The sequence below is a fragment of the Streptomyces sp. NPDC030165 genome, assembly GCF_055573595.1.
Genome location: NZ_JBVIBD010000001.1, coordinates 645,183 through 672,071 on the forward strand (window position 1 = coordinate 645,183; position 26,889 = coordinate 672,071).

At 74.0% G+C, this 26,889-nt stretch carries 21 protein-coding genes; 8 read left to right on the plus strand and 13 right to left on the minus strand.

Annotated elements, in window-relative coordinates:
* Nucleotides 1-20: 20 nt before the first annotated feature.
* Nucleotides 21-1,325 (minus strand): xylan 1,4-beta-xylosidase, encoded by a 1,305-nt coding sequence (locus ACZ4Z1_RS02945; protein ID WP_468484863.1) that lies wholly within the window; start codon nucleotides 1,323-1,325, stop codon nucleotides 21-23.
* 299 nt (nucleotides 1,326-1,624) lie between these two features.
* On the opposite strand from ACZ4Z1_RS02945, the gene ACZ4Z1_RS02950 reads away from it, so the two are divergent.
* Nucleotides 1,625-2,737, plus strand: a complete 1,113-nt coding sequence (locus ACZ4Z1_RS02950; RefSeq protein WP_468484777.1) for a DUF5925 domain-containing protein — start codon at nucleotides 1,625-1,627, stop codon at nucleotides 2,735-2,737.
* Between the two features lie 210 nt (nucleotides 2,738-2,947).
* Nucleotides 2,948-3,304 carry a hypothetical protein gene (locus ACZ4Z1_RS02955; protein ID WP_468484778.1) on the plus strand — a complete coding sequence of 119 codons (357 nt, stop codon included), beginning with the start codon at nucleotides 2,948-2,950 and terminating at the stop codon, nucleotides 3,302-3,304.
* Nucleotides 3,305-3,381: 77 nt separating this feature from the next.
* Here ACZ4Z1_RS02955 and ACZ4Z1_RS02960 read toward each other — a convergent pair whose 3' ends face one another.
* Together ACZ4Z1_RS02960 and ACZ4Z1_RS02965 are read right to left on the minus strand one after the other, a co-directional pair.
* Nucleotides 3,382-3,810: a VOC family protein gene (locus ACZ4Z1_RS02960; RefSeq protein WP_468484779.1), complete on the minus strand. Its 429-nt coding sequence runs from the start codon at nucleotides 3,808-3,810 to the stop codon at nucleotides 3,382-3,384.
* Nucleotides 3,811-3,832: 22 nt separating this feature from the next.
* On the minus strand, nucleotides 3,833-4,231 hold the full coding sequence (locus tag ACZ4Z1_RS02965) for a GntR family transcriptional regulator (protein WP_468484780.1): 399 nt from the start codon (nucleotides 4,229-4,231) through the stop codon (nucleotides 3,833-3,835).
* Between the two features lie 320 nt (nucleotides 4,232-4,551).
* On the opposite strand from ACZ4Z1_RS02965, the gene ACZ4Z1_RS02970 reads away from it, so the two are divergent.
* On the plus strand, nucleotides 4,552-5,481 hold the full coding sequence (locus ACZ4Z1_RS02970; protein WP_468484781.1) for a GNAT family N-acetyltransferase: 930 nt from the start codon (nucleotides 4,552-4,554) through the stop codon (nucleotides 5,479-5,481).
* Nucleotides 5,482-5,493: 12 nt separating this feature from the next.
* Here the strand turns inward: ACZ4Z1_RS02970 and ACZ4Z1_RS02975 are convergent, their stop codons facing one another.
* The 5 genes from ACZ4Z1_RS02975 to ACZ4Z1_RS02995 form a co-directional block, all read right to left on the minus strand.
* Nucleotides 5,494-6,747 carry a methyltransferase domain-containing protein gene (locus tag ACZ4Z1_RS02975; RefSeq protein ID WP_468484782.1) on the minus strand — a complete coding sequence of 418 codons (1,254 nt, stop codon included), beginning with the start codon at nucleotides 6,745-6,747 and terminating at the stop codon, nucleotides 5,494-5,496.
* A gap of 84 nt (nucleotides 6,748-6,831) precedes the next feature.
* Nucleotides 6,832-8,109 (minus strand): type III PLP-dependent enzyme, encoded by a 1,278-nt coding sequence (locus ACZ4Z1_RS02980; protein WP_468484783.1) that lies wholly within the window; start codon nucleotides 8,107-8,109, stop codon nucleotides 6,832-6,834.
* A complete protein-coding gene (locus tag ACZ4Z1_RS02985; protein ID WP_468484784.1) occupies nucleotides 8,106-9,887 on the minus strand; it encodes an IucA/IucC family protein in 1,782 nt (593 codons plus the stop codon). Before ACZ4Z1_RS02985 ends, ACZ4Z1_RS02980 begins: the two co-directional genes overlap by 4 nt.
* 73 nt (nucleotides 9,888-9,960) lie before the next feature.
* Nucleotides 9,961-11,817, minus strand: a complete 1,857-nt coding sequence (locus tag ACZ4Z1_RS02990) for an IucA/IucC family protein (protein ID WP_468484785.1) — start codon at nucleotides 11,815-11,817, stop codon at nucleotides 9,961-9,963.
* A 134-nt stretch (nucleotides 11,818-11,951) separates the two neighbouring features.
* A complete protein-coding gene (locus tag ACZ4Z1_RS02995) occupies nucleotides 11,952-13,232 on the minus strand; it encodes an ATP-grasp domain-containing protein (protein ID WP_468484786.1) in 1,281 nt (426 codons plus the stop codon).
* Between the two features lie 324 nt (nucleotides 13,233-13,556).
* Between ACZ4Z1_RS02995 and ACZ4Z1_RS03000 the strand changes: the two genes are divergently transcribed.
* Nucleotides 13,557-14,573, plus strand: a complete 1,017-nt coding sequence (locus ACZ4Z1_RS03000; protein ID WP_468484787.1) for a lytic polysaccharide monooxygenase auxiliary activity family 9 protein — start codon at nucleotides 13,557-13,559, stop codon at nucleotides 14,571-14,573.
* A gap of 226 nt (nucleotides 14,574-14,799) precedes the next feature.
* Here ACZ4Z1_RS03000 and ACZ4Z1_RS03005 read toward each other — a convergent pair whose 3' ends face one another.
* The gene (locus ACZ4Z1_RS03005; RefSeq protein ID WP_468484788.1) at nucleotides 14,800-15,342 is read right to left on the minus strand and encodes an SRPBCC family protein; all 543 of its coding nucleotides are present in this window, start codon (nucleotides 15,340-15,342) and stop codon (nucleotides 14,800-14,802) included.
* Between the two features lie 118 nt (nucleotides 15,343-15,460).
* Between ACZ4Z1_RS03005 and ACZ4Z1_RS03010 the strand changes: the two genes are divergently transcribed.
* Together ACZ4Z1_RS03010 and ACZ4Z1_RS03015 are read left to right on the plus strand one after the other, a co-directional pair.
* Nucleotides 15,461-16,045 carry a TetR/AcrR family transcriptional regulator gene (locus ACZ4Z1_RS03010; protein ID WP_468484789.1) on the plus strand — a complete coding sequence of 195 codons (585 nt, stop codon included), beginning with the start codon at nucleotides 15,461-15,463 and terminating at the stop codon, nucleotides 16,043-16,045.
* An 84-nt stretch (nucleotides 16,046-16,129) separates the two neighbouring features.
* Complete coding sequence (locus tag ACZ4Z1_RS03015; protein WP_468484790.1) at nucleotides 16,130-16,786, plus strand: pyridoxamine 5'-phosphate oxidase family protein; 657 nt, start codon at nucleotides 16,130-16,132, stop codon at nucleotides 16,784-16,786.
* Here the strand turns inward: ACZ4Z1_RS03015 and ACZ4Z1_RS03020 are convergent.
* Nucleotides 16,750-17,820: a DNA polymerase Y family protein gene (locus ACZ4Z1_RS03020; RefSeq protein ID WP_468484791.1), complete on the minus strand. Its 1,071-nt coding sequence runs from the start codon at nucleotides 17,818-17,820 to the stop codon at nucleotides 16,750-16,752. The two genes, ACZ4Z1_RS03015 and ACZ4Z1_RS03020, sit on opposite strands and share 37 nt — an antisense overlap.
* Nucleotides 17,817-21,545: a DNA polymerase III subunit alpha gene (locus ACZ4Z1_RS03025; protein WP_468484864.1), complete on the minus strand. Its 3,729-nt coding sequence runs from the start codon at nucleotides 21,543-21,545 to the stop codon at nucleotides 17,817-17,819. The genes ACZ4Z1_RS03020 and ACZ4Z1_RS03025 overlap by 4 nt, the downstream gene beginning before the upstream one ends.
* Nucleotides 21,546-21,790: 245 nt before the next feature.
* On the opposite strand from ACZ4Z1_RS03025, the gene ACZ4Z1_RS03030 reads away from it, so the two are divergent.
* Nucleotides 21,791-22,870, plus strand: a complete 1,080-nt coding sequence (locus ACZ4Z1_RS03030) for an ABC transporter permease (protein ID WP_468484792.1) — start codon at nucleotides 21,791-21,793, stop codon at nucleotides 22,868-22,870.
* Between the two features lie 62 nt (nucleotides 22,871-22,932).
* Here the strand turns inward: ACZ4Z1_RS03030 and ACZ4Z1_RS03035 are convergent, their stop codons facing one another.
* A complete protein-coding gene (locus ACZ4Z1_RS03035; protein ID WP_468484793.1) occupies nucleotides 22,933-23,697 on the minus strand; it encodes an SDR family NAD(P)-dependent oxidoreductase in 765 nt (254 codons plus the stop codon).
* 146 nt (nucleotides 23,698-23,843) lie between these two features.
* Here ACZ4Z1_RS03035 and ACZ4Z1_RS03040 point away from each other — a divergent pair, with 146 nt between their 5' ends.
* The gene (locus tag ACZ4Z1_RS03040) at nucleotides 23,844-24,524 is read left to right on the plus strand and encodes a TetR family transcriptional regulator (protein ID WP_468484794.1); all 681 of its coding nucleotides are present in this window, start codon (nucleotides 23,844-23,846) and stop codon (nucleotides 24,522-24,524) included.
* A gap of 231 nt (nucleotides 24,525-24,755) precedes the next feature.
* Here ACZ4Z1_RS03040 and htpG read toward each other — a convergent pair whose 3' ends face one another.
* Nucleotides 24,756-26,678, minus strand: a complete 1,923-nt coding sequence (gene htpG, locus ACZ4Z1_RS03045; RefSeq protein ID WP_468484795.1) for a molecular chaperone HtpG — start codon at nucleotides 26,676-26,678, stop codon at nucleotides 24,756-24,758.
* Between the last annotated feature and the right edge of the window lie 211 nt (nucleotides 26,679-26,889).

A 26,889-nucleotide genomic window follows, 5' to 3' on the forward strand; every position in this document is an offset into this window, starting at 1 on the left:
CCACCGTCGGGCGGCGGCTCTCAGGAGCGCTTCAGCCACTGGATCGCGTACGCGTCCAGAGTGACGGGTTTCCCGTCCACCGTCGCCCGGACGGCACGGCCGAGGGTGTTGACCACCAGGACGTCCTGGTCGTCGGCGAGGACGCGGACGCCCGTACGGCCGGCCCCGCCCACGTCGACGCGCTCGTAGGACGTACCGGGCGGGAACGCGCGGGAGAAGCGGGACAGCAGGTCCATCATGGGCAGCCGGCTGCCGCCGTCGCGCAGTTCGGTGCTGCGCCACAGGCAGCCGGGACAGTCGGCGCCCTCGTTCTGCGGATTCCAGTAGAAGCCGCTGGTGGCGCCGCCCTCGGCCATGGAGATCAGCGCGCTCGCCTGGGTGGCGGTGCGGCGCGGCTCGCTCCAGCCCCGGCGGTCGTCGTTCGCGTCCGCGACCTCGACATACCACTCCGCCCACCACAGCGGCAGGCCGCCGGTCGTCTTCCGCAGCCAGCGCCCGATGTCGGCGAACTTCCGGGTGGCGGTGAACGCGTCGGGCACGTACCTGCCGTCCTTGGTGTAACTGGAGCCGTCCACGACGACGAAGTCCGCGCCCGCCTTGTGCTCGTTCCAGTACTCGACGGCGTCGACGGTGCGCCGGTCGAGGCTGCCCCACGGGCCCTTGACGTCGGAGGCGTAGGTGTCGTCACCGGGCGCGTAGCTGTCCATGACCGCGTACGGGCCGCCCACCAGGTTGTCCTTGTCGGCCTTCTTCAGCTCCCGGTAGACCATGTTGTACAGGCGGGTGTAGCCCTCGTGGTCCCAGCGGTTGCGGGCCTCGTCGAAGAAGCCCTTCAGCTCGTTCCAGACGATGAAGTGCCGGATGTCCGGATAGCGGCGGGCGATCGTGCCGGCCAGCTCGGCGAAGTCCGCGTAGTGCTCCGGGCTCGGCGCCTTCTCCAGTTCGCTCCAGTCCGTCCGCCCGGCCTTGCCGCCCTTCATCCAGTCCGGGGCGCAGCACAGCGTCAGTACGGGCGTGCCGCCGGTCCGGCGCATCAGGTCGACGCGGCTGTCCAGCTCCTTGAAGTCGTATTCACCGGGGCTCGGTTCGGGGTTCTGCGCGCCCCAGCCCATGATGTGCTGGTTCTGCGGCATCGGGTCGGCGGACAGCAGCCGGTCCGCGCTCGCGGTGGCCGGCTCCTCGCCGCGGTCCGCGCTGTACTCGGTGTGCGTGAAGCCCCAGCCGACCTGCGCGCCGGGCGACGTGGCGGCCCGCCCGCCGTCGCTGCCGCTCTCCGGCGGGAAGCCGCACATCGCCAGCGCCATCGCCAGTGCCGCCACGCCCATCGCGAGCAGGGCTGCGGCGCGGTGCCGGTTGCGGATCCTGCGGCGTGGCCCGACTGTTCCGGTGCCCGGCGGATCCGGTGGCGGCGGTGCCGCTTCCGTACCGCCGTGCCGGTCCCCACCGTGACGTTCCCCATGACGTCCCACGACGGGCCAGCCTAGTCAGCTTCGCGGGCCGGACGGCCGGTTTCCGGGGAAGTGCGGGGCCCCCGTCCGCCTGCTGCCGGAGTTCCTGGAGAAAGACCCGGTGACAGGGGAAATTCCGTGTACGCGGCGGCCGCTGTTGCCGGATCATGGTGGTCATGTGTGCCGACCGCGTCCAGCCGTCCCCCGCCGAGGAGTCCCTCCCGATCCGTCTGAACATGGACGACAGCGATTCGCCGTCCGATGTCGTCGACGCCCTGTTCCTGGGGCGGTTCGCCAGCGGCGAGCAGCCGTACGCGCGCAGCCGCTCGGTCGACCGGGTCAAATCCGGCCTGACGCTGCTGCCGCCCGGCGCCAAGGTGCTGCGCTCGGCCCGCGACGAGGACCGCAGCGCGACGCTCGCCGAGGGCGACGGCTTCACCCTGCTGATCTCACGGTGGAACCGCGGCGCGGACGTGACCGTCACGGCCACCACCGACGAGCTGGCCCAGAAGGTGCTGGGCCAGTCCGCCGACGGCGCGGAGGACGAGCCGGAGCCGCAGCCGGAGAACGTCTCGATGGGGTTCTGGTACCTCTCCCCCCGGCGCGGTCCGCACCGTACGACCCGGCAGATCTCCGCCGGCACGTGGGAGGAGATCCGCCCCAACTACACCGCGCCGGTGGCCGGGGCCCTGGACCGGCTGATGAAGGTGGCTCCGGAGGAGATCTCCGGACGGCTGCTGTTGCTGCACGGGCCGCCCGGCACGGGCAAGACGTCCGCGCTGCGCACCCTGGCCCGTTCCTGGCGCGACTGGTGCCAGGTCGACTGCGTCCTGGACCCGGAGCGCCTCTTCAACGACATCGGCTACCTGATGGACATCGCCATCGGCGAGGACGACGCGGCCGGCAAGGGACGCTGGCGGCTGCTCCTGCTGGAGGACTGCGACGAACTGATCCGCGGCGAGGCCAAGCACACGGCGGGACAGGCGCTGTCCCGGCTGCTGAACCTGACGGACGGGCTGCTGGGCCAGGGCCGCAACGTCCTGGTCGGTGTGACGACCAACGAGGACCTGGAGCGGATGCACCCCGCGGTGGTCCGTCCCGGCCGCTGCCTGGCCCGTATCGAAGTGGGCCCGCTGAACCGGACGGAGGCGGTGCGCTGGCTCGGCACGGAGGAAGGCGTCGGCCGCGACGGGGCGACCCTGGCGGAGCTGTACGCGCTGCGCCGCGGCACCGGTCCCGCATCGGTCCCGGCACAGGACTCGGGGGCGGACTCGGGGCTGTACCTGTAGGGGCACGGCGGTCGGACGATCAGCTGATCAGCTCAAAGCTCAGCGGCTCCCCGCGCCGGAGAGGAGGATGGGAGCCATGGCTGACCGGATGCCGCCGGAGAAGGACTGCCCGGACTGCGGTGGTGCCGGCGAAGTCGAGTGGGAGACGCAGGGCGGTGGCACGGTGAAGACGCGGTGCAGTGGATGCGCCGGTACAGGAGAGGTTCCGGCATGAGTCAAGGACGGCCGCGCGGCGGACCGATCGGCTTGGACCCGCGCCATGTCGGCGTGCTGCTGTGCCCGTGCGGCCAGGACACGGTGAAGCTGCCGGGTCTGAACGAGGCGCTGTGCCTTCGCTGCTACGCGTTGGAACGGGCGGCGTACGAGCGGCGTATGGCCAACGGCAACCATCGCGGCGTGGCGGCCAACGTCGCGGGCGACACGTGTATGGCATGTGAGGGGGACGACGTGGACGCGGACGGCTGCCTGTGGTGGTGCAACCACTGCCATATCGTCACGCGCGTTGCCTACCCTGCCCCCTATCCCGGCCTCCCACGGCCCAAGGGCCACCCCGCCTGGTTGCGCTGAACGCCGCGCACGGCAAGGCCCCGCCCGTGCGCCGGCCCGGCGCGGGCCGGGCCGGCGCACGGGCGCCTCCTCGCCGGTTACGCGGTGCCGTTCCGGTACTCCCGCCGGTCCTCGGGGCGTTCCCGCACGAGGCAGAAGGGGTGGCCCGCCGGGTCGGCGTAGACGCGGAAGCCGTGAGCGCCGGTGTCGTGGGTGGCGTCGAGCAGGGTGCCGCCCGCGTCGAGCACCTGCCGGTGGGCGGCCTCCATGTCGTCGACGCCGAGGTCCAGGTGGGACTGCTGCGGGTGCTCCGGGTCCGGCCAGCGGGGCGGGCGGTGGCCCGGGGCGCGCTGGAAGGCGAGGACCGGGCCGCCTTCGGTGTGCAAGGTGGTCCAGTCGTCGTCGGTGGTCCAGAGGGAGGTCGGGCGGTTGATCTCGCCGCCGAGCAGCTCCGCGTAGAAGCGGGCGAGCCGCAGGGGGTCGGGGCAGTCCAGGGCGGTGCACTGGACGCGGGCGGTGGCGATCATACGTCGTCTCCTCCAGTGGCGGTCATGCGTCGTCTCCGTAGGTCGCGCGCAGGGCGTCCGTGACGGCCGCGAGGGCGGCGGTGTGGTCCAGGCCGAGGCGGCGGGCGCGCCGCGCATAGGAGGCGGCGGCCGCTGCCGCTTCCTTGTCGGCCGCCTCTCCGGCCGCCGCGATGAAGGTGCCGTTGCGTCCCCGGGTCTCGATCACACCGTCCGTCTCCAGGGCGCGGTAGGCCTTGGCGACGGTGTTGGCGGCCAGCCCGAGCTGTTCGGCGAGGCCGCGTACGGTGGGCAGTTTGCGGCCGACCGGCAGCCCGCCGGCGCGGGCCTGTCCGGCGATCTGGGCCCGGACCTGCTCGAACGGCGCGTCCGCCGCGTCCGGGTCGATGGTCAGCCGCAGGGGCGGCGCTTGCTGGACGGCCACGGTGGCGCTCCTGGTACGGGGGTTGCGAGGGACGCGGGGGGGTGGGGCGCCCCCATTGTGCGCCAGCCGCGCCCGCCGTGTCCGCAGGGCCGCCCATGTCGCACCGCGGCCCCGTGTCGGCACCCTCCCGGCCGAAGCGCGCGCCGCCCCGCACGCTCCTCCGGCGCGCCGTTCACCACACTCCCACCGTCATTCCGGCCACGGCCGGCCCGCCATCGCCCGGCAGTGCCCCGGCCGGCACCGCCGTGCGGTGACATCCCGATGCCTCCGCCCGCGATATTCGGAGGCGGCGGCCGGGTGGCGGGCGTACCGTCCCGCTGATGGCTACCACCGTGCGCCCCTTCCGCCGCTCCGACGCCCGGGACGTCTGCGACGTCCGGCGTCGCGTGCTGCCCTACGGGATCTCGACTCCGCAGTCCGTCGCCTGGGAGGTCGCCGAGGCGCCTGCCGCCCGGCAGTTGCGGGTGTTCGTCGCCGAAGCCGGCGGCCGGGTCGTCGGGGCGGCGAAGGCGGGCATCACACACGACAGCAGCACACCCGGGCAGGGCGTCGTCGCGCCGCTGGTCGATCCCGGCCACCGCGGGCGGGGCGTGGGCAGCGCCCTGCTCGACGCGGCGGAGGACCACCTGACCGGCCTCGGCGCCACCCACCTCCACGCCCACCCGCACGACGACCCCCGTTCGCTGGCCTTCGCCGAACGCCGCGGCTACCGCCGCCTGCGCCCGGCCCGTTACCTCCGCCTCGACCTCGCCCACGCCGCCCTCCCGCCGCTGCCCGCGAGCCTCCCGCCCGGTACGGAGTTGCGCACCGCCGCCGACTTCGGGGCCGACCCCCGCCCGCTGTTCGAGGCGGACGCCGAGGTCACGGCGGATGAACCGGACGACCTGACCGTCGACGCGATGACGTACGAGGACTGGATCACCCACACCTGGGAGCACCCGGACATCGACCTGGACCTGACGACGGTGGTGACGGTCGGCGGCGAGATCGCGGCCTTCAGCCTGGCCAGGACGGACGGCCAGGACCGCTACGGCTCGGAGATGACCGGCACCCGCCGCGCCCATCGGGGGCGGGGCCTGGCCAAACTCGCCAAGACGGCCTCCTTGCACCGGGCCCGCGACGCCGGCTGCACCCAGGCGTTCACGTCCAACGACGCCGAGAACGCCCCGATGCTCGCCATCAACGCCGCGCTGGGTTACCGCCCCTTCGCCTCCGAGTGGCACTGCGTCCGGGAGCTGCCGGGCGCCTGACGCACTCCGGTGTCAGGCGCCGCCGGGTATCGCACCGTCCGCGCCGGATCCGACCGCCCCGCCGTCGAGCACCAGGGCTCGGCCCGGCCCCCGCGGGTCGTACGCGACGCTGTCGCCCGGCCGGTGCAGGTGGAGCAGGAACCGGTGGCCGGCCCGGTAGGCTTCCAGTCCGGCACGGCAGTACGCGACCATGTCGTCCGGCAGCGCGTCGAGGCGGTACCACCCCAGCTCCGCGCACTTGTGCGGCTCCCGGTTCACCGGCTCGCCGCCGGCGCCGTACGCGGCCTCGAAGAACCAGCCGACCCGCGGCTGCCCGGCAGGCGCCCGGTGCTGCATGACCAGCACCGCCCGCAGGTCGTCCGGCTCCAGGCGCAATCCGACCTCCTCCGCGGCCTCCCGGATCATCGCCTCCCGCACGTCTTCCCCGTCCTCGGCATGCCCGGACGGCGCGTGCAACAGCCCGTCCGCATAGCCCGTACCGGCCCGCCGGGCGAGCAGCACCTCGTCCCCGCGCCGCAGGACGAGATGGACGTCCACCACTTCCTTGTGCCGGGAGGGAGCGGGCGGCGGGACAGGGGCGGGTGCGGGGGACGGTGTGTGAGTCGGTGCGGGGCCCGGGTCCGTGGCCGGCTTCGGGTGCACGGTCAGCGCATACCTCTCGTCGTGCACCTTCCGGCCCCACAACGCCTCGTCGTGGGACAGCTCTTCGAGATGCATACGGGATGCCAGCGGCGCGGCCAGGCGGACGGCTTCGGCGGACGGCAGTCCGACCGGGTCCGCCTCGCCCCAGCGGCCCTCCACCAGCACGAGCCGGCCACCGGGGGCCAGCAGGCCCGCCCACCGGCGCAGCGCCGCCGCCGCATCGGGCAGCGCCCACAGGACGTGCCGCACCAGGACGGCGTCGAACCGCCGCTCCCCCACCGGCGGCTCGGCCGCGTCGCCCACCAGCAGTGTGGCTCCCCGGCCCGCCAGCTTGGCGCGGGCCTGCTCGATCATGCGCGGGGAGCGGTCGACGCCGGTGATCCGGTGCCCCTGTTCGGCGGCCAGTTCGGCCAGGCTGCCCGTACCGCAGCCGAGGTCCAGCACGTCGCCGGGTGTGCCGGGAAGCCAAGACCGTATCCGCGCGGCCCACGCGGCGCGTACGGCAGGGTCCCGCAGCCCGTGGTCCGGTTCGTCGTCGAAGTGCGCGGCGGCGGCGTCCCAGTACGCCGCCTGATGGTGGTCCAGCTCGTCGGTCCCCGGCCGCGCCGGTGCTTCCTGGTTCATGTGCCGATCGTGACAGGTACCACTGACAACGGCCGGTCGCGGCGCCACCGCACCTCCGTGACCGGCCATTTCGCGCTCCGCACGCTACACGCGGGGCCGTGCGCTCCCCGCCCGCCACCCGCGTCCCGCGGAGACGTCCGCCGGTTCGGCGCCGCCCACGTGGTGGAAGGCCGGCGGCGGGTGCATCAGGAAGTCGTGGTGGGAGATGTTCCAGGCGTAGGCGCCGGCCAGGGCGAAGGCGATCCGGTCGCCCGCGCGCAGGTGGGCGACCGGGACCCGGTGTGCCAGGACGTCCTTGGGGGTGCACAGCTGTCCGGCGAGGGTCACTTCCTGGCCGTGTGCGCCAGGGCGTGGCCAGGGGCGGGTCCATTCCTCGACGGGCAGCACGACGAAGGGGTGGTCGTGGCCCTTGGCCACCGGGGTGCGCAGGTGGTGGGTGCCGCCGCGGAGTACGGCGAACGCCTCGCCGTGGCTGTGCTTGACGTCCAGGACCTCGGTCACGTACCAGCCGCAGTACGCGGTGAGCGCCCTGCCCGGCTCGATGCGCAGGGTGAATTCGGGGTAACGGTCGGCCAGTACGGCGAGCCCGGTACCGTACTCCGCCCAGTCGAAGCGGGTGTCGGGGCGTGTGTAGTCGACCGCCATGCCGCCGCCCAGGCCGATCTCGCACAGGGAGTGGCCGTGCCGGGCTGCGAAGTGCCGGGCCCATTCGGTGATGCGGGCCGCCAGGGCGAGTTGGGCGGGCGCCTCCATGCCGCTGGCCAGGTGGGCGTGGATGCCGCGGAGCCGCAGCGGTCCGTCGCAGAGTAGCGGCAGGCAGTGTTCCGCGCGCGCCGGGTCGAGGCCGAAGGGCGTGGCCCGGCCGCCCATCGCGAGGGCGGCATCGGCCGTGATCCCGGCGTCGAGCGGCAGATTGACGCGGAGCAGGACGTCGGCGGGCCGGCCGGTCTCCCTGGCGAGGGCGGAGAGCATGCGCAGTTCGTGCTCGCTCTCCAGGTGGAAGCGTTCGACGCCCAGGTCCAGGGCCGCGCGCAGTTCCGCCTCGGTCTTTCCCGGCCCGCCGAACGCCAGCGGCTGCGCGGGTACGGCCGCGCGCACATGGGCGGCCTCGCCCGCGGAGGAGACCTCGCAGCCGTCGGTGTACGGGGCCAGGGTCCGCAGCAGGTGCGGGTCCGGGTTGGCCTTGGCCGCGTAGTACAGCTCGACGGCGGGCGGCAGCGCGGCCCGTACGGAGGCCGCGTGGGCGTCGAGGTCGGCCAGGTCGTAGACGTAGGCGGGCAGCGGGCCGTCGAGGGTGCCGCCGGGGTCCGGGTGCCCGGCCGTGAGGGTGTCCACCTGGCGCGCGGCCAGCTCGGTGATCATGAGGTACTCCGGGGGCGGGGGAAGGCGGCCCGGGATCCGGCGCGGGTGCGGGGCGCGGCCGGGCCGTCGGACACCGTACCGTTCGCCGCGTCGGGGCCGACGGGCGAGGTGATGCGGACGTACCCCGCCTCCCGGTCGGCCGCGCGCCCCCACCGTGTCAGCAGGTTGGCCTTGGCGGGCAGCGGCTCGCCGGCCAGCAGGGCGCGCAGTTCGGCCGGTTCGCCGTGTGCGGCGCTCCGTTCGCGCAGCACTCCGCGTACGGCGCGCCACAGTTCGCCCTCCAGGGCCGGGTGCCGGTCTGCGACGGCGGCGGCCGTCTCGGCGAGGTGGTTGACCAGCAGGCAGTAGACGACCCGGTCCCAGCCGCGCTGCCGCTCGTACACGAGGGAGCGGGCCACGTCCTGCGGCAGGCCGTCCAGGAAACCGGCGTGCGGGCCGGGCAGCAGCTTGGTGCCCTCCAGGTCGCGGAAGAGGACCTGGACGGGCATGCCGAGGGTGTCGACGCCGAGGACGACGTTCTGGAGGTGGGGTTCGAGGACCACGCCGTGGTCGAAGTAGGCGGCCAGCACGGGTGGTACGAGCAGGGCGAGGTACGCGTCCCACCAGCTCAGCGCCGCCACCGGGTCGGCGCCGCGCAGCAGCTCGCCGAACTGGGCGTCGCTGGACGGGTGCTCGTCGGCGACGGCGGCCGCCAGCAGCGGGGTGGCGCCGGGCCGCAGCCGCGCGTCCAGGCCCTCCCGGACGATGACGCCGAGTCCTTCGGCCAGTTCGCGGTCGCCGGCGTCCACGGTGCGGTAGCCGGGTTCGCGGAGCAGGTCGCAGCCGGGGAAGCGCGCGGTGAGGGCGGTGGCGACGGGTTCCAGGTGGCGGGTGAGGGCGACGGCGCCGCGCAGTTCGTAGTCGGCGTTCTTGCGTACACAGTTGGTGATGCGGGTGTTGAGGCTGAACTTGAGGAAGTTCCGGCCGTCGTAGAGCGTGCGGACGGACGCGGTGGGCGTGCAGGCGTCGCCGCGCTCCCCCAGGTCGAGCACGTCGCCGCGCCGTACGGCGTCCCGTAGGGCGGGGTGCGCGCGGAGCATGGCGTACTGCCAGGGGTGCGCGGGCAGCAGCCGGTACCCGTCGGGCACCTCGCCCTGCCGGTCCAGCGCCGACAGCGCGCCGGGCGTGGCGGCCTCCTCGCGGACGCACTCGGCGCGTACGGCCAGGTGCCGCAGCGGGAAGCGGGCCCCGGCCTCGGGCGCGTAGCGGGCCCAGTCGGCGGCGCTGCCCGTACGGGACTTGGGCGTCGGGTGGAACCGGTGGCCGAACAGCAGCGACTGTTCGGAGCGCAGGTAGCGGGCGTACGGGCCGGTGCCCCGGCTGCCTGCCCGGCCGGGGGCGGCGGCGTGGCGCAGGGCGGCGGTGACGCCCGCGTGGCTCGACGCGACCTGCGCGCGGAATTCCTCGTTCCGTACGCCCGTACGCAGTTCCAGCTCACGCTGCGCGCACGCGGCCAGCTCCGCCCAGCCCAGCTCGTGCCAGCTGCCGTCGCACCACCGCCCGGCCGGTCCGGTGAAGCGGTGTGCCCCGGTGAGCGAGGTGCGGCGCAGCCCGACCCGCAGCAGTTCGCCGCAGCGCGGCAGCCGGAGCAGCAGGTGCGCACCCTCCACGGCGGTCTGCCGTTCGGGGCCGCAGACCTCGCGCAGCAGGCAGTTCAGGAGGGTGTGGGCCACGGGTTCGTCGGCCGTGAGCGGGAGCGTGGGGGCCGTGCCGGCCGTGCGGGAGGGGGCGAGGGGCATTGCGGGGACTCCAACGAGGGGTGGGGAGAACAGGGGCCGGAGCGGCGGCGCGGGCCCGGTACGGAGGACGTGGTCAGCGCCCCGGCGCCAGGTAGTTCGGCCCGGTGACGTAGTGCTTGTTGATGTCCGACGCCCCCGACCGGTGTTTCGGGAACAGGCTGCCGGCCGTGACCATGGCCTTGACCGGCAGCCGGTCGGCATCCAGGACACGGTGGCGCAGGACGGCGGCGGCCGCTCCGGGCGCGGCCTCCAGCCGGTCGACGGCCTCCGTCAGGCGCGCTCTGAGCTGCCCGAGCAGCACCGGCAGCGGCGCGCGACCGAGCCGGGCCAGTTCGAAGGCGAGGGCGCCGGCGCACAGGTGGACGGTGATGGTGGCGAAGACGTCGGCCACCGGCGCGTCGCCGCCCACCAGGATGCGCCGGTCGTCGAATCCGCACAGGTCGGCGGCGTCCCCGCCCAGGACGGCGGCCAGCCGTACGGTGTTCACCCGGGGCCCGTCGTTGTCCTTGAGCAGCAGGCGCAGGCGCGGGCGGCCGGCCACCTCGTCCAGGACGAGGGAGGTGTTCTGCTGGTGCGACTCCAGCGCGATGCCGTACGCGAAGAGGGTGGTGTGCCAGTCCAGGAGGAGCGTCAGGTAGGCGTCGAGGAGGGCGTACAGGTCGCCGCCGTAGAAGCGGCCGGCGAGGTCGTCGGCGACGAGTGAGCCGTCCGGCATCCGGGCGGCGAGCGCGGCCAGCGGTACGACCCGGGCGCCGCGCAGGCCGCTGGACCCGCGCAGGCCGCGCAGGCTGCGCGCGCCCTTCAGCCCGTCGGCGCTCCCGCACACCGCGGCCGCGCCGCCGCTGCCCTTCGGGAAGCGGCGTACCAGGGTGGCCAGCAGGTCGTGCCCGGCGTCCAGGTGGGTGCTCTCGTCGGCGAGGAGCACGGTCTCGGCGAAGCGCGGGTGCCGGTCGACGACGGTCTCCAGCAGCCGCTGGCCCACCGCGCCGTCCACGAGCGTGCCGGGTTTCATGCCGCGCCGGTTGAGGCGGCCCAGGGTGGCGGTGGCGAGCGGGAGTTTGAGGTGGGTGTACGGGTCGTCGGTGACGGCGACGGTCCGCATGGACAGGGTGGGCCGTACGCGCAGCCAGGCGCGGTCGGCGAGCCGCGCGCCGTCCTCCAGGCCGCGGGCGCGCAGCGCTCCGGCCAGCGGGCCTTCGGCGGTGAGCGGGTGGACGGGCAGGGTGAGGTGGCTGCCGTCCAGACGGGGCAGGCCCAGGTCGCCGGGGGCGGGCCACCAGGCGGGCAGCGCCGCCGGGTCGCCGTTGACGGCCTCGTACGGGAGGGCCAGCCAGCGCAGCGCGAAGCCGGGGGCGAACTCCGGTGCGTAGGCGCGGAGCTGCGCCTCCTCCAGGCCGATGCGGGCCCGGCCGGTGGGGTAGACGGGGTGGTCGCGGTACGCGGCGAGGGTGTCGTAGTCGAGCGCGCCGCCGGGGCCGCACCAGGCGCGGTCGCCGTCGTAGGCGCCTGCCGTCGCGCCGCGTTCTCCTCCGTACGCGCCGCCGCCCGCGTACGCACCGCCGCCCGCGTGCGGGCCGAGCCGGGCGATGACCGTCGCCCGCTCGGCGGCCTGTGTCCGGGCCGTGGCCAGCGCCTGGTGGCACTCCTCGGTGAAGGCGTCGAAGCCCGGCCGGTCCTCGGGGGCCACGGCGGTGCGCAGCAGGCCCATGATGCCGTCCACCCCGGTCACCCGTGTGCCGTCGGCGCGCTCCAGCTCGCCCCTGCGGGCGGCGATCTCGCACTGGAAGCCGTCGGCCTCGACCGGGACCAGGGCCGGACCGTCCGGGAGGTTCAGCCGCAGCCGGTCCCCGTCCGGGCGGCGCACCGTCCCGGCGCGGCGGCGCAGCCCGTACGCGTCCTCGCGCAGCAGCGCGCTGACCACGCGCCGCATCAGTTCCTCTTCCGCTCCGCTCTCCGGGGCCGCGCCTTCCGGAGCCCCGGCCCCCAGGGGCGCGTCTTGCGGAGTGACATCTTCCAGGGCCGCACCCCGCAGTGTGTCCGGTACGCCGTCTCCCGCCACCGCCGTCACGGCACGATCTCCCAACAGTGTGCGGCCAGGAACTCCCGTACGGCCGCGTCGATACGCCCCTCGTCGCGGCCGGTCGCCCGCAGCACTCCGAGGAAGTCACGGTTGGTGCCGTACAGCGGGTGCCGCTCGCCCGGCTCACGTAAGGGCCGGTAGTCGAGGCGGACGCCGTCCGCCTCCCGTACGTGTGCTTCCGGGGCGGTCTTCAGGATCCCGGCCCGGTCGGCGCACACGTACTCCATGCGCACCCGCGTGCCGCTCCGTACGGGCAGGCTGTCCGGCAGTGGCTCCCCCAGGTGCGTACGGAGGATCAGCTCGAAGAGCGGGAGGTCCAGGGCTTCGGCGAGGACGAGGTCGCACTGGTCGCCGATGGCCCGGTAGTTGACCTCGACGATCCGGGCCCGGCCGCCCTGGTCCACGTATTCGGTGTGGCAGGCGCCGAATCCGACGCCGAGCGCGCGCAGTTGTTCCAGGACCTGGCCGGTGCAGGGGCCGGGCGGTCCAGGGAGCAGGCGCAGCCGTTCCTCGATGAAGTGCGGTGGCGGCGAGATGTCCGTACGGAACGAGGCCAGCGGGTGCAGGGCGTGCCCGTCGCCGAGGGTCTCCAGGGTGTGCAGCGGGCCGTCCAGGTACTCCTCCAGGAGGAGCGCGGCGCCGGGCCGCCGTGTCCGGATCTCGTGGCACCGCGCGGTCAGTTCCGCGTCGTCCGCCACCAGGAAGACGTCCTCACTGGCGACCCCTTCGCGCGGTTTGAGCACGCAGGGGTACGGGACGCCGTGCCCGGCCGGGTCGTCGTCCGGCCCCAGTTCGGCGGCTTCGACCGTGTCCAGTCCGGCGGCGGCGAGGCTGCGCCGCAGTTCGGCCTTGTTCTTCGTGCGGAGCGCGGCGCGCCAGTCCTTGCCGGGCAGGCCGAAGTAGCCGGCTGCCAGGGCGGCTTGGGCCTGGAGGTGGTCGCTGTTGGTGAAGAGCGCGGCGGGGGCGCCGGTTTCGGCCGCCCGTAGGGCGGTTCGCGCGATCACCGCGCGGAAGTCCTGTACGTCGCACGGTACGATCTCCAGCCTGCCGGGCAGCGCTCCCGCCGGCGACCCGTCCCCGCGCCGGGCGCACGCGTACCGCTCGTACGCCTCCTGGTGGGCGTCCGGCTGGTCGGTCAGCAGCGTCACGGCGAGGCCGAGGCGGGCCGCGGCCGGCAGGAAGCCTTCCGTGACGGAGTCGGTGGGGTTGCGGGCGAGGAGGATCAGGCCCGCGCAGGTGTCGTTCGGGGTTGCGGCCTCGTTCACTCGCGCAAGATTAGGTTAGGCATACCTAACTTTGTCAACTCGCGCCACGCCACCGCCGCGTCACCCCTTTCCAGCCCCTCCCCGGCCCCTCGCCACCCCCTCCCCATGCCCGTTTCGCGCTCTCGCGCCCTCACTCCACGCCCTTCAGGCCCCCGGGACTTAACCCCTCCTCAGATCTCCCTTAAGAGGGCCATAAAGATCGCCGCGAACCGGCTTCCGGCCCGAAATGCCCTGCTCAGCAGGGCTAGCGTGCTGATCGCACCGACCGGGCCAGGCGCCCTCGCCGGTGCCGCTCCCCCTGATCCGACGAAGGAGACCCCCACGATGACCGCTCGCCGCAAGGCAGCCGGGATCGCGCTGACCGGCATCGCCCCGCTGGCGCTCACCGCGCTCACCGCGACCCCGGCCGTCGCCCACGGATCGATGACCGACCCGGTCAGCCGGATCTCCGCCTGCTTCGCCGAGGGCCCCGAGCACCCGAAGTCCGCGGCCTGCAAGGCGATGGTCGCGGCCGGCGGCACCCAGGCCCTGTACGACTGGAACGGCGTACGGGACGGCAACGCGGGCGGCCAGTCCAGGAAACGCATCCCGGACGGCAAGCTGTGCAGCGCCAACAGCCCCGAATACAAGGGCCTGGACCTGCCGCGGGCCGACTGGCCGTCCACGGACCTGAAGGCGGGCAGCCACACCTTCCGGTACAAGGCGACCGCCCCGCACCGCGGCTCCTTCGAGCTGTACATCACCAAGGCCGGTTACGACCCCACCAAGCCGCTGAAGTGGTCCGACCTGGAGGCCAAGCCGTTCGCCAAGGTGACCGACCCGAAGCTGACGGGCGGTGACTACGTCTTCAGCGGCAAGGTGCCCGCCAGGTCGGGACGCCACCTGATCTACAGCGTCTGGCAGCGCTCGGACAGCCCCGAGGCGTTCTACACGTGCTCCGACGTCGTCTTCGGCAAGGGCGACGGTACGGGCAAGGGCGCGGCGGCGTCGGCCCCGTCCGCCGCGGCGCCGAGCGACCGGCAGATCGCCGCGGAAGCGGGCAGGTCGACCATTGATCACATGCACCACGGCGCACACGGCGGCACCCAGGCGGCCGGGGACGCAGGCAAGGCTCCGGACGCCGGCGCAGCGGGGAACGCCGCGCGCCCCAACGGCGGTACGGCCAAGGAGGTGGATCCGAAGCAGGCCGGTGACCGGCAGGCGGCCGGCAGCCATCTCGCGGAGACCGGCGGCGACAGCTCGACCGCGCCGATAGCCGTCGGCGGCGCGGCCGTCCTGGCGCTGGGCGCCTCGGTCCTGTTCGCGAGCGCGCGCCGCAAGGCGGCCCGGCAGCGCGGCTGACCCATCTGCTTCCTCCCCAGGGCCCTTCCCCCACACACAGGGCCCACCCTGCGAGATCATCCCCCACTGGCCTCGCGGGGCACCCCCCACAAACTGGCGCCGCCGTCCCCTTTCCTTCACCTCAGGGGGCGGCGGCGCCGCCGCGCCCCGCTGCCGCGCCGCACTCCCCTGTGGTGCGGCGTGGCAGCAGGCAGGCGCGCCCGGCCGTGGCGCTTCCCACGTCGTGTCACCTCTCAGCGACCGGCGGCATGGCGGAGATTCCCGTTCCGGCAGAGGAGTTCGGGGAATTTCCGCTCAGGCGGCGCAGCAGGCGCACGTACGGGCTCCAGCGCGCGGGGCGCACGACCGTTCCCGTGCAGGCGAGTTCGGCGCGGTCCAGGCTGTCCTCCAGTACCGCGTCGTGCAGCGGCCGGTAGGCCAGCGGCCAGCTCAGCCGGGCCCGGCCGTGGGCCCGCATCGCCAGGGTGTGCCGCAGCACCGACCGCTGCTCACCGAGGGCGTGCGCGGTGTACTCGTGGAAGCCGTCGAATCCGCGCGGCCCGCTGAAGGTGAAGCGCACCCAGACGCCCGGGACGTAGGCGGTCACCGTGTAGCGGACCGGACCGTGGCCGCCTGCCGCGCCTTCGCGGAGGGGGCCGTCGAACCGCATCGGCGGCCAGTCGCGGCCCGGCCACAGCGGGTCGTGCGCGCTCGCCAGGCCGTCGATCAGCGCGCCGGCCGTGCACCGCGGCACCGGCAGTTCGCGCTCGTGCACATTGAAGATCCCCATATCCGTCCACCTTCGAGGAGAGCGGGTCACGGCAGGGCACACCCCGGTCCGCTCCCGTGGCGACGGAAGCGTTTTGGAGAGAGCCCTCCAATATGTTTCAGAGGCTACTCTCCAGAACATGGCCAGACCACCACTCTTCGACACGACCCTGCTCCTGGACGCCGCCGTACGGCTGGCCGCCGAGGCGGGACCGGCCGCAGTGACCATGTCGGCGGTGGCCGCGGCCGTCGGCGCGCCGAGCGGTTCGCTCTACCACCGCTTCGCCGGGCGGCCGGCCCTCCTGGCCGAGGTGTGGCTGCGTACGGTCGAACGCTTCCAGGAGGGGTACTTCGCGGCGCTGCGGTCGGTGCCGGACCCGCGGGCCGCGGGCGCTGCGGCGGCCCGGCACGTCGTCGCGTGGAGCCGCGCCCACCCGCAGGAAGCGGCGCTCCTCCTGTACGGGGCACGGGACTTCGGCCGGGACGGCTGGCCTGCCGCGTACGCCGAACGGGCCGACCAGGGGCACCGGCGGGTACGGGAGGCGGTGGGTTCCCTGGCGCGGGACCTGGGCGCGCGCACCCCGCAGGACACCGAACGCGTCTCCCTCGCGGTCATCGACGTACCACTGTCGCTCGTACGCCGGCATCTGCGCGGCGGCACCCCGCTGCCCGCCCACGCGGAGGACCTCGCCGAAGAGTGCACGGCCGCGCTGCTGGCGGGCTGAGGCGCGAGGGCCCACGCCAGGCGGTTGTCAGTGGGGTCGCGTACAGTCTCGAGAGAGTTGACCTTGCCGACGAGGGGGCACACCGTGACGACGGAAGAGCAGGCAGGGGGCGCGGAGACCCGGCAGTTCACGGAGGTCGCGTCCGAGCGCGAGCTGCGGGAGCTGGTCGGCGAGCCGAGCGACCACGCGCTGTACAAGGTGCGCGACCGGCTGCACGACCTGGACCGGCAGTGGCTGGCGCGCTCGCCGTTCTGCTACGTCGCCACGTCCGACGCCGAAGGCCGGTGCGACGTCTCGCCCAAGGGCGATCCCGCCGGATTCACCACGGTGCTGGACGACACGACCATCGCGATACCCGACCGCCCCGGCAACAAGCGCGTGGACGGCTTCCGCAACATCCTCGCCAACCCGCAGGTCGGGCTGGGCTACGTCCTCCCGGGCCGCGGTGACACCCTGCGCATCAACGGCCGCGCCCGCATACTGCGCGACGCCCCGTTCTTCGACGCCATGGTCGTCAGGGGCAACCGCCCGCGGCTGGTGCTGCTCGTGGAGATCGACGAGGTCTTCTACCACTGCTCCAAGGCCTTCCTGCGCTCCCGGCTGTGGCAGCCGGAGAGCTGGCAGCCCGACGCGCTGCCCTCACGGGCCCGCATAGCCAAGGGTGTCGAGGTCCCCGACATCCCGCTGGAGCAGCTGGAGGAGCACTACGGCCCGCGGTACGCGGAGCGGCTGTACGGCTGAGCGAGCTTCGCCGCGGGCCGGGCCGCCGCCTCGCCGAAGCGCTCCCGTGCCCGGTCCACGGCGGCCTCGATGCGGCGCGCCTTGTCCTCGGACGGGTCGAACGTCAGCTGCCGGGAGGCGAGTTCGGCGCGGCACAGGTCCTCGGCCCGCAGCGCCACGGACCGTACGCGGGCCCGTTGCAGCCCGAGCGCCGCGTGCAGCGCGTACGCCGCGTCCGTCAGCGCGGGCCCGTGCGCGGTCGGTTCGGGCAGCCGGCGGGTGCGCGTCGTCGTGGAGCGGTCGGCGTAGCGCACGGTGAGGGTGAGCGCGCGGGCCGCCCGGCCGCTGCCGCGCAGCCGGGCACCGAGATCGTCGGCGAGCGAGAGCAGCGCGCGCCGCCGCCGGTCCGGGTCCAGCTCGTCGTGCGCGAAGCGGTGTTCGGCGCCGGCCGAGCGTGCGGCGGCGTTCGGGGTGACCGGGCTCGGGTCGATCCCGCGGGCCTTGTCGTACACCGCCCGGCCCGCCTTCGCGCCGAGGATGCGCTGGAGGGTCGCGGGCGGCGCGGCGGCGATCCGCCCGACGCTGTCCAGCCCGTACGCGCACAGGGCGCGCGCGGTCGCCGGCCCGACGCCGTGCAGCGCGGCGGCCGGTTTGCGGTCGAGGAAGTCCGCGACGGCGTCGCCGGGGACCCGGCGCACCTCGCCGGGCGCCGCGCCCTGCGCCGCCATCCGCGCGAGCAGCGGGTTGCCGGCGATACCGATCGTGCACCGCACGCCGTACCAGGCCAGCGCCCGCAGCCGGATCAGCTCGGCGATGCCCGCGGCGTCCCGTTCGAAGTAGCGCAGCGCCCCCCGTACGTCGGCCAGCGCGGCGTCCGGCGGCAGCGCCTCGATCACCGGTGTGAACTGGCCGAGCAGGCGCAGGAGATGACCGTACGTCTCCTCGTCGGGCGACGCGTCCCGGTCCCCGTCCGCACCGCCGTCCCCGGCGGCCCGGAACCGTACGTACAGCATCTCGGCAGGGGCCCCGGCCGTCGTCCCGCTCCGGCCGGTCATCCCGCGCTCCCCGGGCTGGCGTGCCACAGCTTGCGTCCGGTGCCGGCGCCTTCGCCCGCCGGGCGGAGATCGGCCCAGGGGTGCAGCTCGTAGCCGGTCTCCAGCCGGATGGTGCGGCCGGCCGGCGCGGCCGCCGGGTCCGCTCCGGACGCGGCGGACGCGGCGGACGCGGCGGACGCGGCCGGAGCATGGTCCGCCGCCCAGGTCGCCTCGGCCGCGGCCGAGCCTGCGCGGCCCGGTTCGGTGTGCACCCGGCGCGGCGCCCCACCGTCCGCCGGTCCGCCCCCCACCGGACCGGCCGGTTCCGCCGCCGTCCGGCCCCCTTCCGCGAGGCGCGCGGTGACCGCCTCCAGGCCGCCCTCCCGGCGCAGTTCGGCCAGCTCGGCCAGGTTCCAGGCGGCGGCGCCGACCACGCTGAAGCTGCGCGGTCCGCGCCGCTGGACCGTACCGCGTACGAGCAGCAGCCAGGAGTGGAAGACGGTGTGCGCACACGTCTCGTGGGAATCGTCGAAGAAGGCGCAGTCGACCAGGCCCGTACTGTCGTCGAGGGTGGTGAAGATGACCCGGCGGCCGGAGCGGATCGGCGGCGTCTGGGTGGCCGCCTTGGCCCCGGCGACCAGCACCGTCTCCCCGTCCTTCACCTCCCGCAGCCGTTTGGCCGGCAGCGCCCCCAGCTCCGCGAGGAACTCCCGGTGGTCGCTCATCAGGTGCCGGGTGGTGTCCATGCCGAGGACGCCCAGCTCGGCGCTGAGCTTTTCGACGTCGGTCAGGTCGGGCAGCCCGGCCGGTTCGACCGCCTCGGCTGGCGCGCCGTCGCCGTCCCCGGCGTCCAGCGGCAGCTGCCCCGCGGCCACGCCCCGCTGCTGACCGTGCAGTTCGGCCAGGTGCAGCAGCAGGTCGCGCCGGTTGGCGCCGAAGGCGTCCAGCGCGCCCACCCGGGCGAGGCGTTCGGCCACCGGGCGGCTGGGGCGTGCCCGCTGCCACAGGTCGGGGAGCGAGGAGTAGGGCTGTCCGTCCTCGATGCGCCGGGCCTCGGCCTCGCTCATGCCGTGCACGTCGGCCAGGGCGAGCCGCAGCCCCCAGACCGCGGGGGCGCCCCCGTCCTCCACACCTCCAACATCAGACACCAGTTCGATTCGATGAGTGACCGCCGACCGGTTCACGTCCAGCGGCAGCACCGGCACCCCGCGCCGCCGCGCGTCCGCCAGCAGCAGCCGCTTCGGGTACATACCCGGGTCGTGGGTGAGCAGCCCCGCGTAGAAAGCCGCCGGGTGGTGGGCCTTGAGCCAGGCGGACTGATACGTCGGCACCGCGAAGGCGACCGCGTGTGCCTTGCAGAAGCCGTACGAGCCGAACGCCTCGACGATCTCCCAGGTGCGTTCGACCACCTCGGGCGCGTACCCCCGGCGGCCGGCCCGCTCCGTGAACCAGGCCCGCACCTGCCCCTGTATCTCCGGCTTCGACAGCGCGCGCCGCTTCTCGTCCGCCTCGCCCCGGTCGCAGCCGGTCATGATCCGCAGGATTTCGATGATCTGCTCGTGGAAGACGACCACGCCGTAGGTCTCGCTCAGCGGTCCCTCCAGGTCCGGGTGCGGGTAGCGGGCGGGCCGGCGGCCGTGCCGGGCCTCGATGAAGGGCCGCACCATGTCGGCCGAGACCGGCCCGGGGCGGAACAGCGAGATGTCGACCACCAGGTCGTGGAAGGTGGCGGGCTGGAGCCGGCCGACCAGGTCACGCTGGCCGGGCGACTCGATCTGGAAGCAGCCGAGCGTCTCGGTGGATCGGATCAGGCCGTACGTGGCGGGGTCGCCGGGCGGCACCTGCGCCGGATCGTCGAGGTCGACGGCGCGGCCGGTGGCCCGCCCGATCTCGGCGGTCGCGTGCGCCATCGCGGACTGCATCCGTACGCCCAGCACGTCCAGCTTGAGCAGCCCCATCTCCTCCACGTCCTCCTTGTCGAACTGCGACATCGGCAGCGGGGAGCCGCCCCCGCCGTCGCGGTGCGGGATCTCGCTGCGGGTCGGTACGACGGGGGTGCGCTCCAGCAGGGAGGCGTCCGAGAGCAGCACCCCGCACGGGTGCATGGCGATACCGCGCGGCAGCGCGTCCAGCGCCTCGACCAGGTCCCACATCGGCCCGTACTTCTCCGCGTCCACACCGCGCAGCTCCGGCAGTTCGGCGAGGGCCGCGCGGGCGTCGCGGGCCCGGATGTGCGGGAAGGCCTTGGCCAGCCGGTCCACCTCGGCCGGGTCCATGCCCAGTGCCGCGCCCACGTCCCGTACGGCGTGCCGGACCCGGTAGGTCTCGGGCATGGCGACGGTGGCGACCCGCTCGGTACCGAACCGGTCGAAGATCGCGCGGTAGACCTCCAGGCGGCGCGCGGACTCCACGTCGATGTCGATGTCGGGCAGCACCGCGCGGCGCTTGGACAGGAAGCGCTCCATCAGCAGCCGCTGTCCGACCGGGTCGGCGTGCGCGATGCCCAGCAGGTGGTTGACGAGCGAGCCCGCGCCGGAGCCGCGCGCGGTGACCCGGATGCCCAGGTCCCGGGTGTCCTCGACGACCCGGGCGACGGTCAGGAAATACGAGGCGAAGCCGTGGTGTTCGATGATGTCCAGTTCGTGGTCCATCCGCTCCCAGTACTCACGGCGCCGGTCGTAGCCGCGCAGCACCATCCCGGCGGCGCAGCGGGAGCGCAGCACCCGTCCGGCGGTGCGGCGCGCGGCGCCGACCAGGCGGGGTTCGGGGAAGTGGACGGTACCCAGCCCGATGTCGTCCTCGGGGTCGACCCGGCACCGCGCGGCCGTCTCCTCGGTCATCTCCAGCAGCCGCCGCGCGGTGCCGCGCCCGAGGCCGGCCGCCTCGGTGACCCGCTCGGCGGTACGGGCCATCGCGTTCGCATCCTTGAGCCACCGTTCGCCGCTGTCCCGGGCCTCCGGGCGGTGCCGGTCCACGGGCACCAGGCGGCGGGCGGAGTCCAGGACGTCGGCGACCGGGCCCTGGCCGGGGTAGGTGTAGCGGACGGCGTTGGTCAGTACGGCCCGGACACCGTGTTCGACGGCGAAGCCGAGGGTACGGGCGGCGAGCCGCAGCGAGCCGGGTCCGGTTCCGGTGCGGCCGTGGTCGACGACCTCCAGGCGCAGCGCGTCACCGAACAGTTCGCGCCAGGGGGTGAGGAGCCGGGCGGCCCGGTCGGGGCGCCCGGCGGCCAGCGCGCGGCCGGGCTCGGAGTCCGGGCCGAGCAGGACGGTGACCGCGTCCGGCGCCCCGGCGCGCGCCGCTTCGGTGAGGGCGGCCCAGGGCAGTACGGGCCGGGTGGAGTCGCCCGGCAGGGTGGTCGCGTGCGCGGCCGAGACCAGACGGCAGAGCATGGCCCAGCCGGCCGCGCCGTCCCGGGCGAGGAAGACGGCGCGGGCCGCCGACTCGTCGATGAAGGCGCCGCCGCGCACCGGGTCGCGCCGCCGGGCCGTCCCCGGGGCGGCGCCCGGCGCCGTACGGCCGTCCTCGGGCGCGGCCACCGCCAGTTCGGTGCCGAACAGCGGGCGGACGCCGGCCGAGGCCGCGGCCTTGGCGAAGCGGACGGCCCCGGCGAGGCCGTCCCGGTCGGTCAGCGCGAGGGCGTCCATGCCGCGCTCGGCGGCGCGCTCGGCGAGCCGCTCCGGGTGGGCGGCGCCGTACCGCAGGGAGAAACCCGAGGCGGTGTGCAGATGCGTGAACCGTGGCACCCGCGCCTCCTGCCGCTCGTACACCCCCTGACCGTTGCTGCGTCCCCCGTCGCGGTTCCAGCATAACCCTTCTCTCGAACAACCGTACGAAATTCGAACAGCGCCCGCTCCCGCTCCACCCCGGGCGCTTCGCCACCCCGATCAGCCCGCCCGCCCTGCAAAGATCCGTAATGGGCCGGAAGATATGGGGCAAAAGGTCCGAGAACGAAAGATCTACTCGGCACGACAGGGCGAGGGAGTGGCACATGGCCACGGCGGACGACGGCACCCGCGGAATCCGGGACCAGGACACCCGGGACAGGAGCTTCCTCGGGGAGGTGAAGGACGCGATCTCGGGGCGGGCCGCCCTGCTGATGATCGGCGTACTGGCCCTGACGGCCCTGTTCATCGCGTCGTACGCGGGCGCCTTCCACTCCCCCAAGCCGAAGGACGTCCCGCTCGCGGTCGTCGCGCCCCAGCAGATGAGCGGCCAGCTCGTCGAACGGCTCGACAAGCTGCCCGGCAACCCCCTCGACCCGCGCGCGGCCTCCTCCGAGGCGGACGCGGCCCGGCAGCTCAAGGAGCGGGACATCGACGGCGCGCTGATCGTCGACCCGCGCGGCAGCACCGACAAGCTGCTGGTGGCCAGTGGTTCCGGAGCCTCGCTCTCCCAGGCCGTCGAACAGGTCGTCACCCAGGCCGAGAAGGCGCAGAAGCGCACCGTACAGGTCCAGGACATCGCGCCCGCCGACAAGGACGACACCCGCGGCCTGTCCTCGTTCTACCTGGTGGTCGGCTGGTGCGTGGGCGGCTACCTGTGCGCCGCGATCCTCGCGATCAGCTTCGGTGCCCGCCCCGTCAACCTCAAGCGGGCGGTCATCCGGCTGGGCGCGCTCGCCGTCTACTCGGTCCTCACCGGCCTGGCCGGTGCCGTCGTCATCGGCCCCATCCTCGGGGCCATGCCCGGCAGCCTGTACGGGCTGTGGGGCCTGGGCGCGCTGATCGTGTTCGCGGTGGGCGCCACCACCTTCGCCTTCCAGGCGATCGCCGGGATCATCGGCATCGGCCTGACCATCCTCGTGGTGGTCATCGCCGGCAACCCCAGCGCGGGCGGCGCCTACCCCTACCCCCTGCTGCCGGACTTCTGGCGCGCGATCGGCCCCGCGCTGCCGCCGGGCGCGGGCACCTGGGTGGCCCGCTCCATCGCGTACTTCCACGGCAACGCGGTGACCGGCCCGCTGCTGGTGCTGTCCGCGTGGGCCGTCGCGGGCACCGTCCTGACGCTGGTCTTCTCCGCCCTCACCAAGGGCCGTACGGCGATCAACCGCAGCGAGGTGCGGCAGTGAGGACGGTACGGCCACGGCGGTGACCGGCGCCGCATCCTCTGCGGCGCCGGTCACCGCGCGTCTCACATGTGCGTACCGCCGTCGATACGGATCTCCGTACCGGTGACGAACGCGCCGTCCTCGGAGGCGAGCATCGCGATGACGCCCGCGACCGTCTCCGGGGGCGCGAAGCCCTCGCCGATGGCCGGCATCAGCTTCCCGAACAGGCTCATGTCGGCGTCCGCGGGCAGGCCCGGGTCGTCGGTCATGCCGGACCGCACCGACCCCGGCGCCACACACACCGCGCGCAGCCCCTGCTTGGCGTACTCGCTCGCGATGGCGTGCGTCATGGACTGGATGCCGCCCTTGCTGGCCGCGTACGCCGCCATGTAAGGGTGCGCGAACGCGGCGGACGTCGAGCTGAAGTTGACCACCACCGGCGCCTGACCCCGCAGCAGCGCGGGCAGCGCCTCTCGGATCATCAGGAAGGTGCCGGTCAGGTTGACCGCGATGATCCGGTTGAAGGCGTCCAGGCTGGTCTCGTGGGTGTGCGAGGCGCGCAGGATGCCCGCCGCGTTGACCAGGACGTCCAGCCCGCCCAGCTCCTCGACGGCGGCGGCGACGCCCGCGCGCGCCGCGGCCTCGTCCGCGATGTCCAGGACCGCGGTGGTCAGCCGGTCGCCGTGGCCGTCCGCGGCGGCCCGCTCCGCGGTGGCCTTCAGCCCCGCTTCGCTGATGTCGGCGGCCACCACCCGGCCGCCTTCGGCCAGTACGCGGTGGACGGTGGCCCGGCCGATGCCCGACCCGGCCCCGGTGATCAGGACACGGCGTCCGTCGAAGCGCTCCATGTGGCTCTCTCCCGCCCTCGGTGTCCGCGTCCGCCGCGGACGACACCGGCACCGTACGCCTGAGTGGCGCATCGTGCCACTTCAGCGCGGCGCGCCTGCCGGGCCTACTGTGCCACCCTGTCGTACGGGCGACGTAAGCTCGCCCCATGCCCACCGCACCGCGCCCCACCGCACCGGTCCCCGCACCCCCGCCGTCCGCCGCCCCCTCCCTCACCGAGCGGCGCAAGGCGGAGACCCAGCTGGAGATCGCCCGCGCCGCGGCGGCCCTGTTCGCCGAACGCGGCTCCGCCGTCACCGCCGACGACATCGCCCGCGCCGCCGGCGTCGCCCTGCGCACCTTCTACCGCTACTTCCGCACCAAGGAGGACGCGGTCGCGCCCCTGCTCGCCGTCGGCGTACGGCAGTGGCTCGCGGACCTGCGCCGGCTGGCCGCGGAGGCGGACGGCCCGCCCGTACGGGAGGTGCTGGAACGGGCGGCGCGGCAGGCTCTGACGCCGTCCGACGAGCGGGCCGCTGAGGCGCTGCGCTGGACGCGCGGCCTGCTGCGGGTGATGCGGGACGACCCGGCGCTGCGTTCGGTCTGGCACCGGGTGCACCACGACTCCGAGGAAGCGCTGATTCCGGTCCTCGCCGGGCTGACGGCCGGCGGCCCACCGGAGGTACGGCTCGCGGCGGCGGCCGCGAACACCGCGATGCGGGTCGCGGTGGAGACCTGGGCGGCGGACGACGCGCCGGAAGGGCGGGCGGACGATCCGGCCGAGCTGGTGGTACGGGGGATGCGCGCGCTGACGGCCGGACTGACCGGGCTGGAGCGGCGCCGGGCGTGACGGCCCGGGGGCGCCGGGCGCGACAGCCCAGGTATGGCAGCGCCCGCCCCGCCGACCGGCCCGGACGTGACACCGCCCGCCCGGCCGGCACCGGACGTGACACCACCCGCCTGACCGGACACCGGACCTGGCACCCCCGCCGGGCCCGCGCCGGACATGACGCCGCCGGGCCCGCGAAGGACCCGGCGGCAGTCGTACGGGGGCGGGCTCGCCGCCCACCCCTCGGAGTACCTACAGCGCCCGCTCCAGACGCTCCGCCACCAGCTTGGTGAAGCGCGCCGGGTCACTCAGCTCCCCGCCCTCGGCGAGCAGCGCCATGCCGTGCAGCAGCTCGGCCGTCCCGGCGAGGTCCGCGTCGTCGGGGCGCTCGGCGTGCGCCTTGCGCAACCCCTCGACCAGCGGGTGGCCGGGGTTGAGCTCCAGGATGCGCTTGGCCTCGGGCAGTTCCTGGCCCATGGCGCGGTACATGTTGCGCAGCGCCGGGGTCACGTCGTCGGTGTCCGAGACGACGCAGGCCGGGGAGACGGTCAGCCGGGAGGACAGCCGTACCTCCTTGACCTCCTCGCCGAGCCGCTCGGTCATCCAGGACAGCAGCCCCGCGAAGTCCTCCTGCCGCTTCTCGCGCTCGGCCTTGTCCTCCTCGGACTCCTCCTTCGCGAGATCCGCCTCGCCCTTGGCGATCGACCTCAGCTCCTTGCCGTCGAACTCGGGGACGGTCTCGACCCACACCTCGTCGACCGGGTCGGTCAGCAGCAGCACCTCGTAGCCCTTGTCCCGGAAGGCCTCCATGTGCGGCGAGTTCTCGATGGCGGTACGGGACTCGCCGGTCATGAAGTAGATGTGCTCCTGGCCCTCCTTCATGCGCTCGACGTACTGCTGGAGGGTGGCCGGCTGCTCCGCGTCGTGGGTCGTCGCGAAGGAGGCGATGCGCAGGATCGCGTCGCGGTTCTCGTGGTCGCTGAGCAGGCCCTCCTTGACGACCCGGCCGAACTCCCGCCAGAACGTGGCGTAGTTCTCCGGGCGCTGCGTCATCATCTCCTTGACCGTGGACAGCATCTTCTTCACCAGCCGGCGGTGCATGAGCTGGATCTGCCGGTCCTGCTGGAGGATCTCGCGGGAGACGTTGAGCGAGAGGTCCTGGGCGTCGACGACACCCTTGACGAAGCGCAGGTACTCGGGCAGCAGCGCCTCGCAGTGGTCCATGATGAAGACGCGCTTGACGTAGAGCTGCACGCCGCGCCGGTGCTCGCGCGCGAACAGGTCCTGCGGCGCGCGGGAGGGCAGGAACAGGAGCGCCTGGTACTCGAACGTGCCTTCCGCCTGCATCCGGAGCGTTTCGAGCGGGTCGGACCAGTCGTGGCTGATGTGCTTGTACAGCTCGTGGTACTCCTCGTCGCTCACCTCGTCCCGGGAGCGCGCCCACAGCGCCTTCATCGAGTTCAGCGTCTCGGGCTCGGGGGTCGTGCCGTCCTCGGCGTCACCCTCCTTCTTGTCGGCCGGGGCCTCGGGGGCCATCCGGACCGGCCAGGTGATGAAGTCGGAGTACCGCTTGACGATCTCCCTGATCTTCCAGCGGGAGGTGTAGTCGAAGAGCTGGTCCTCCTGGTCCACCGGCTTGAGCCGCAGGGTGACCGCGGTGCCCTGCGGCGCGTCCTCGACCGGCTCGACGGTGTACGTGCCCTCGCCGGTCGACGACCAGCGGGTGCCCTCGCTCTGTCCCGCGCGGCGGGTGACCAGCGTGACCTCGTCGGCCACCATGAACGCGGCGTAGAAGCCGACGCCGAACTGGCCGATCAGCCCCTCCGCGGTGGCCGCGTCCTTGGCCTGCTTCAGCTCCTGGAGGAACTTCGCGGTGCCGGAGTTGGCGATCGTCCCGATGAGCTGGACCACCTCGTCGTGCGACATGCCGATGCCGTTGTCGCGGACGGTCAGCGTCCGCGCCTCGCCATCGGTCTCGATGGCGATGTGGAGGTCGGAGACATCGGCGTCGAGCGACTCGTCGCGCAGCGCTTCGAGGCGCAGCTTGTCCAGCGCGTCGGAGGCGTTGGAGATCAGCTCACGCAGAAAAACGTCCTTGTTCGAGTAGATCGAGTGGATCATCATCTGCAGGAGCTGGCGTGCTTCTACCTGGAACTCGAACGTCTCGGTCGGCATATGTGTCAATTCCTTCTCGTGTCACCAGGTGACGGACCTTCCCGAGAACTGTAGATGAGCCGGTCAGGCCGTATGCGCGCTTCCCCGGCACGTCCGTACGGACAGCCGTACGCACGCCCGCGCGGACGCTCCCCCGGACGGCGGCCCGCCGCCCCCTCACCCTGGCCGCACTCCCTCACGGAACACCTCCGGCCGCCACACTTCGGCCATT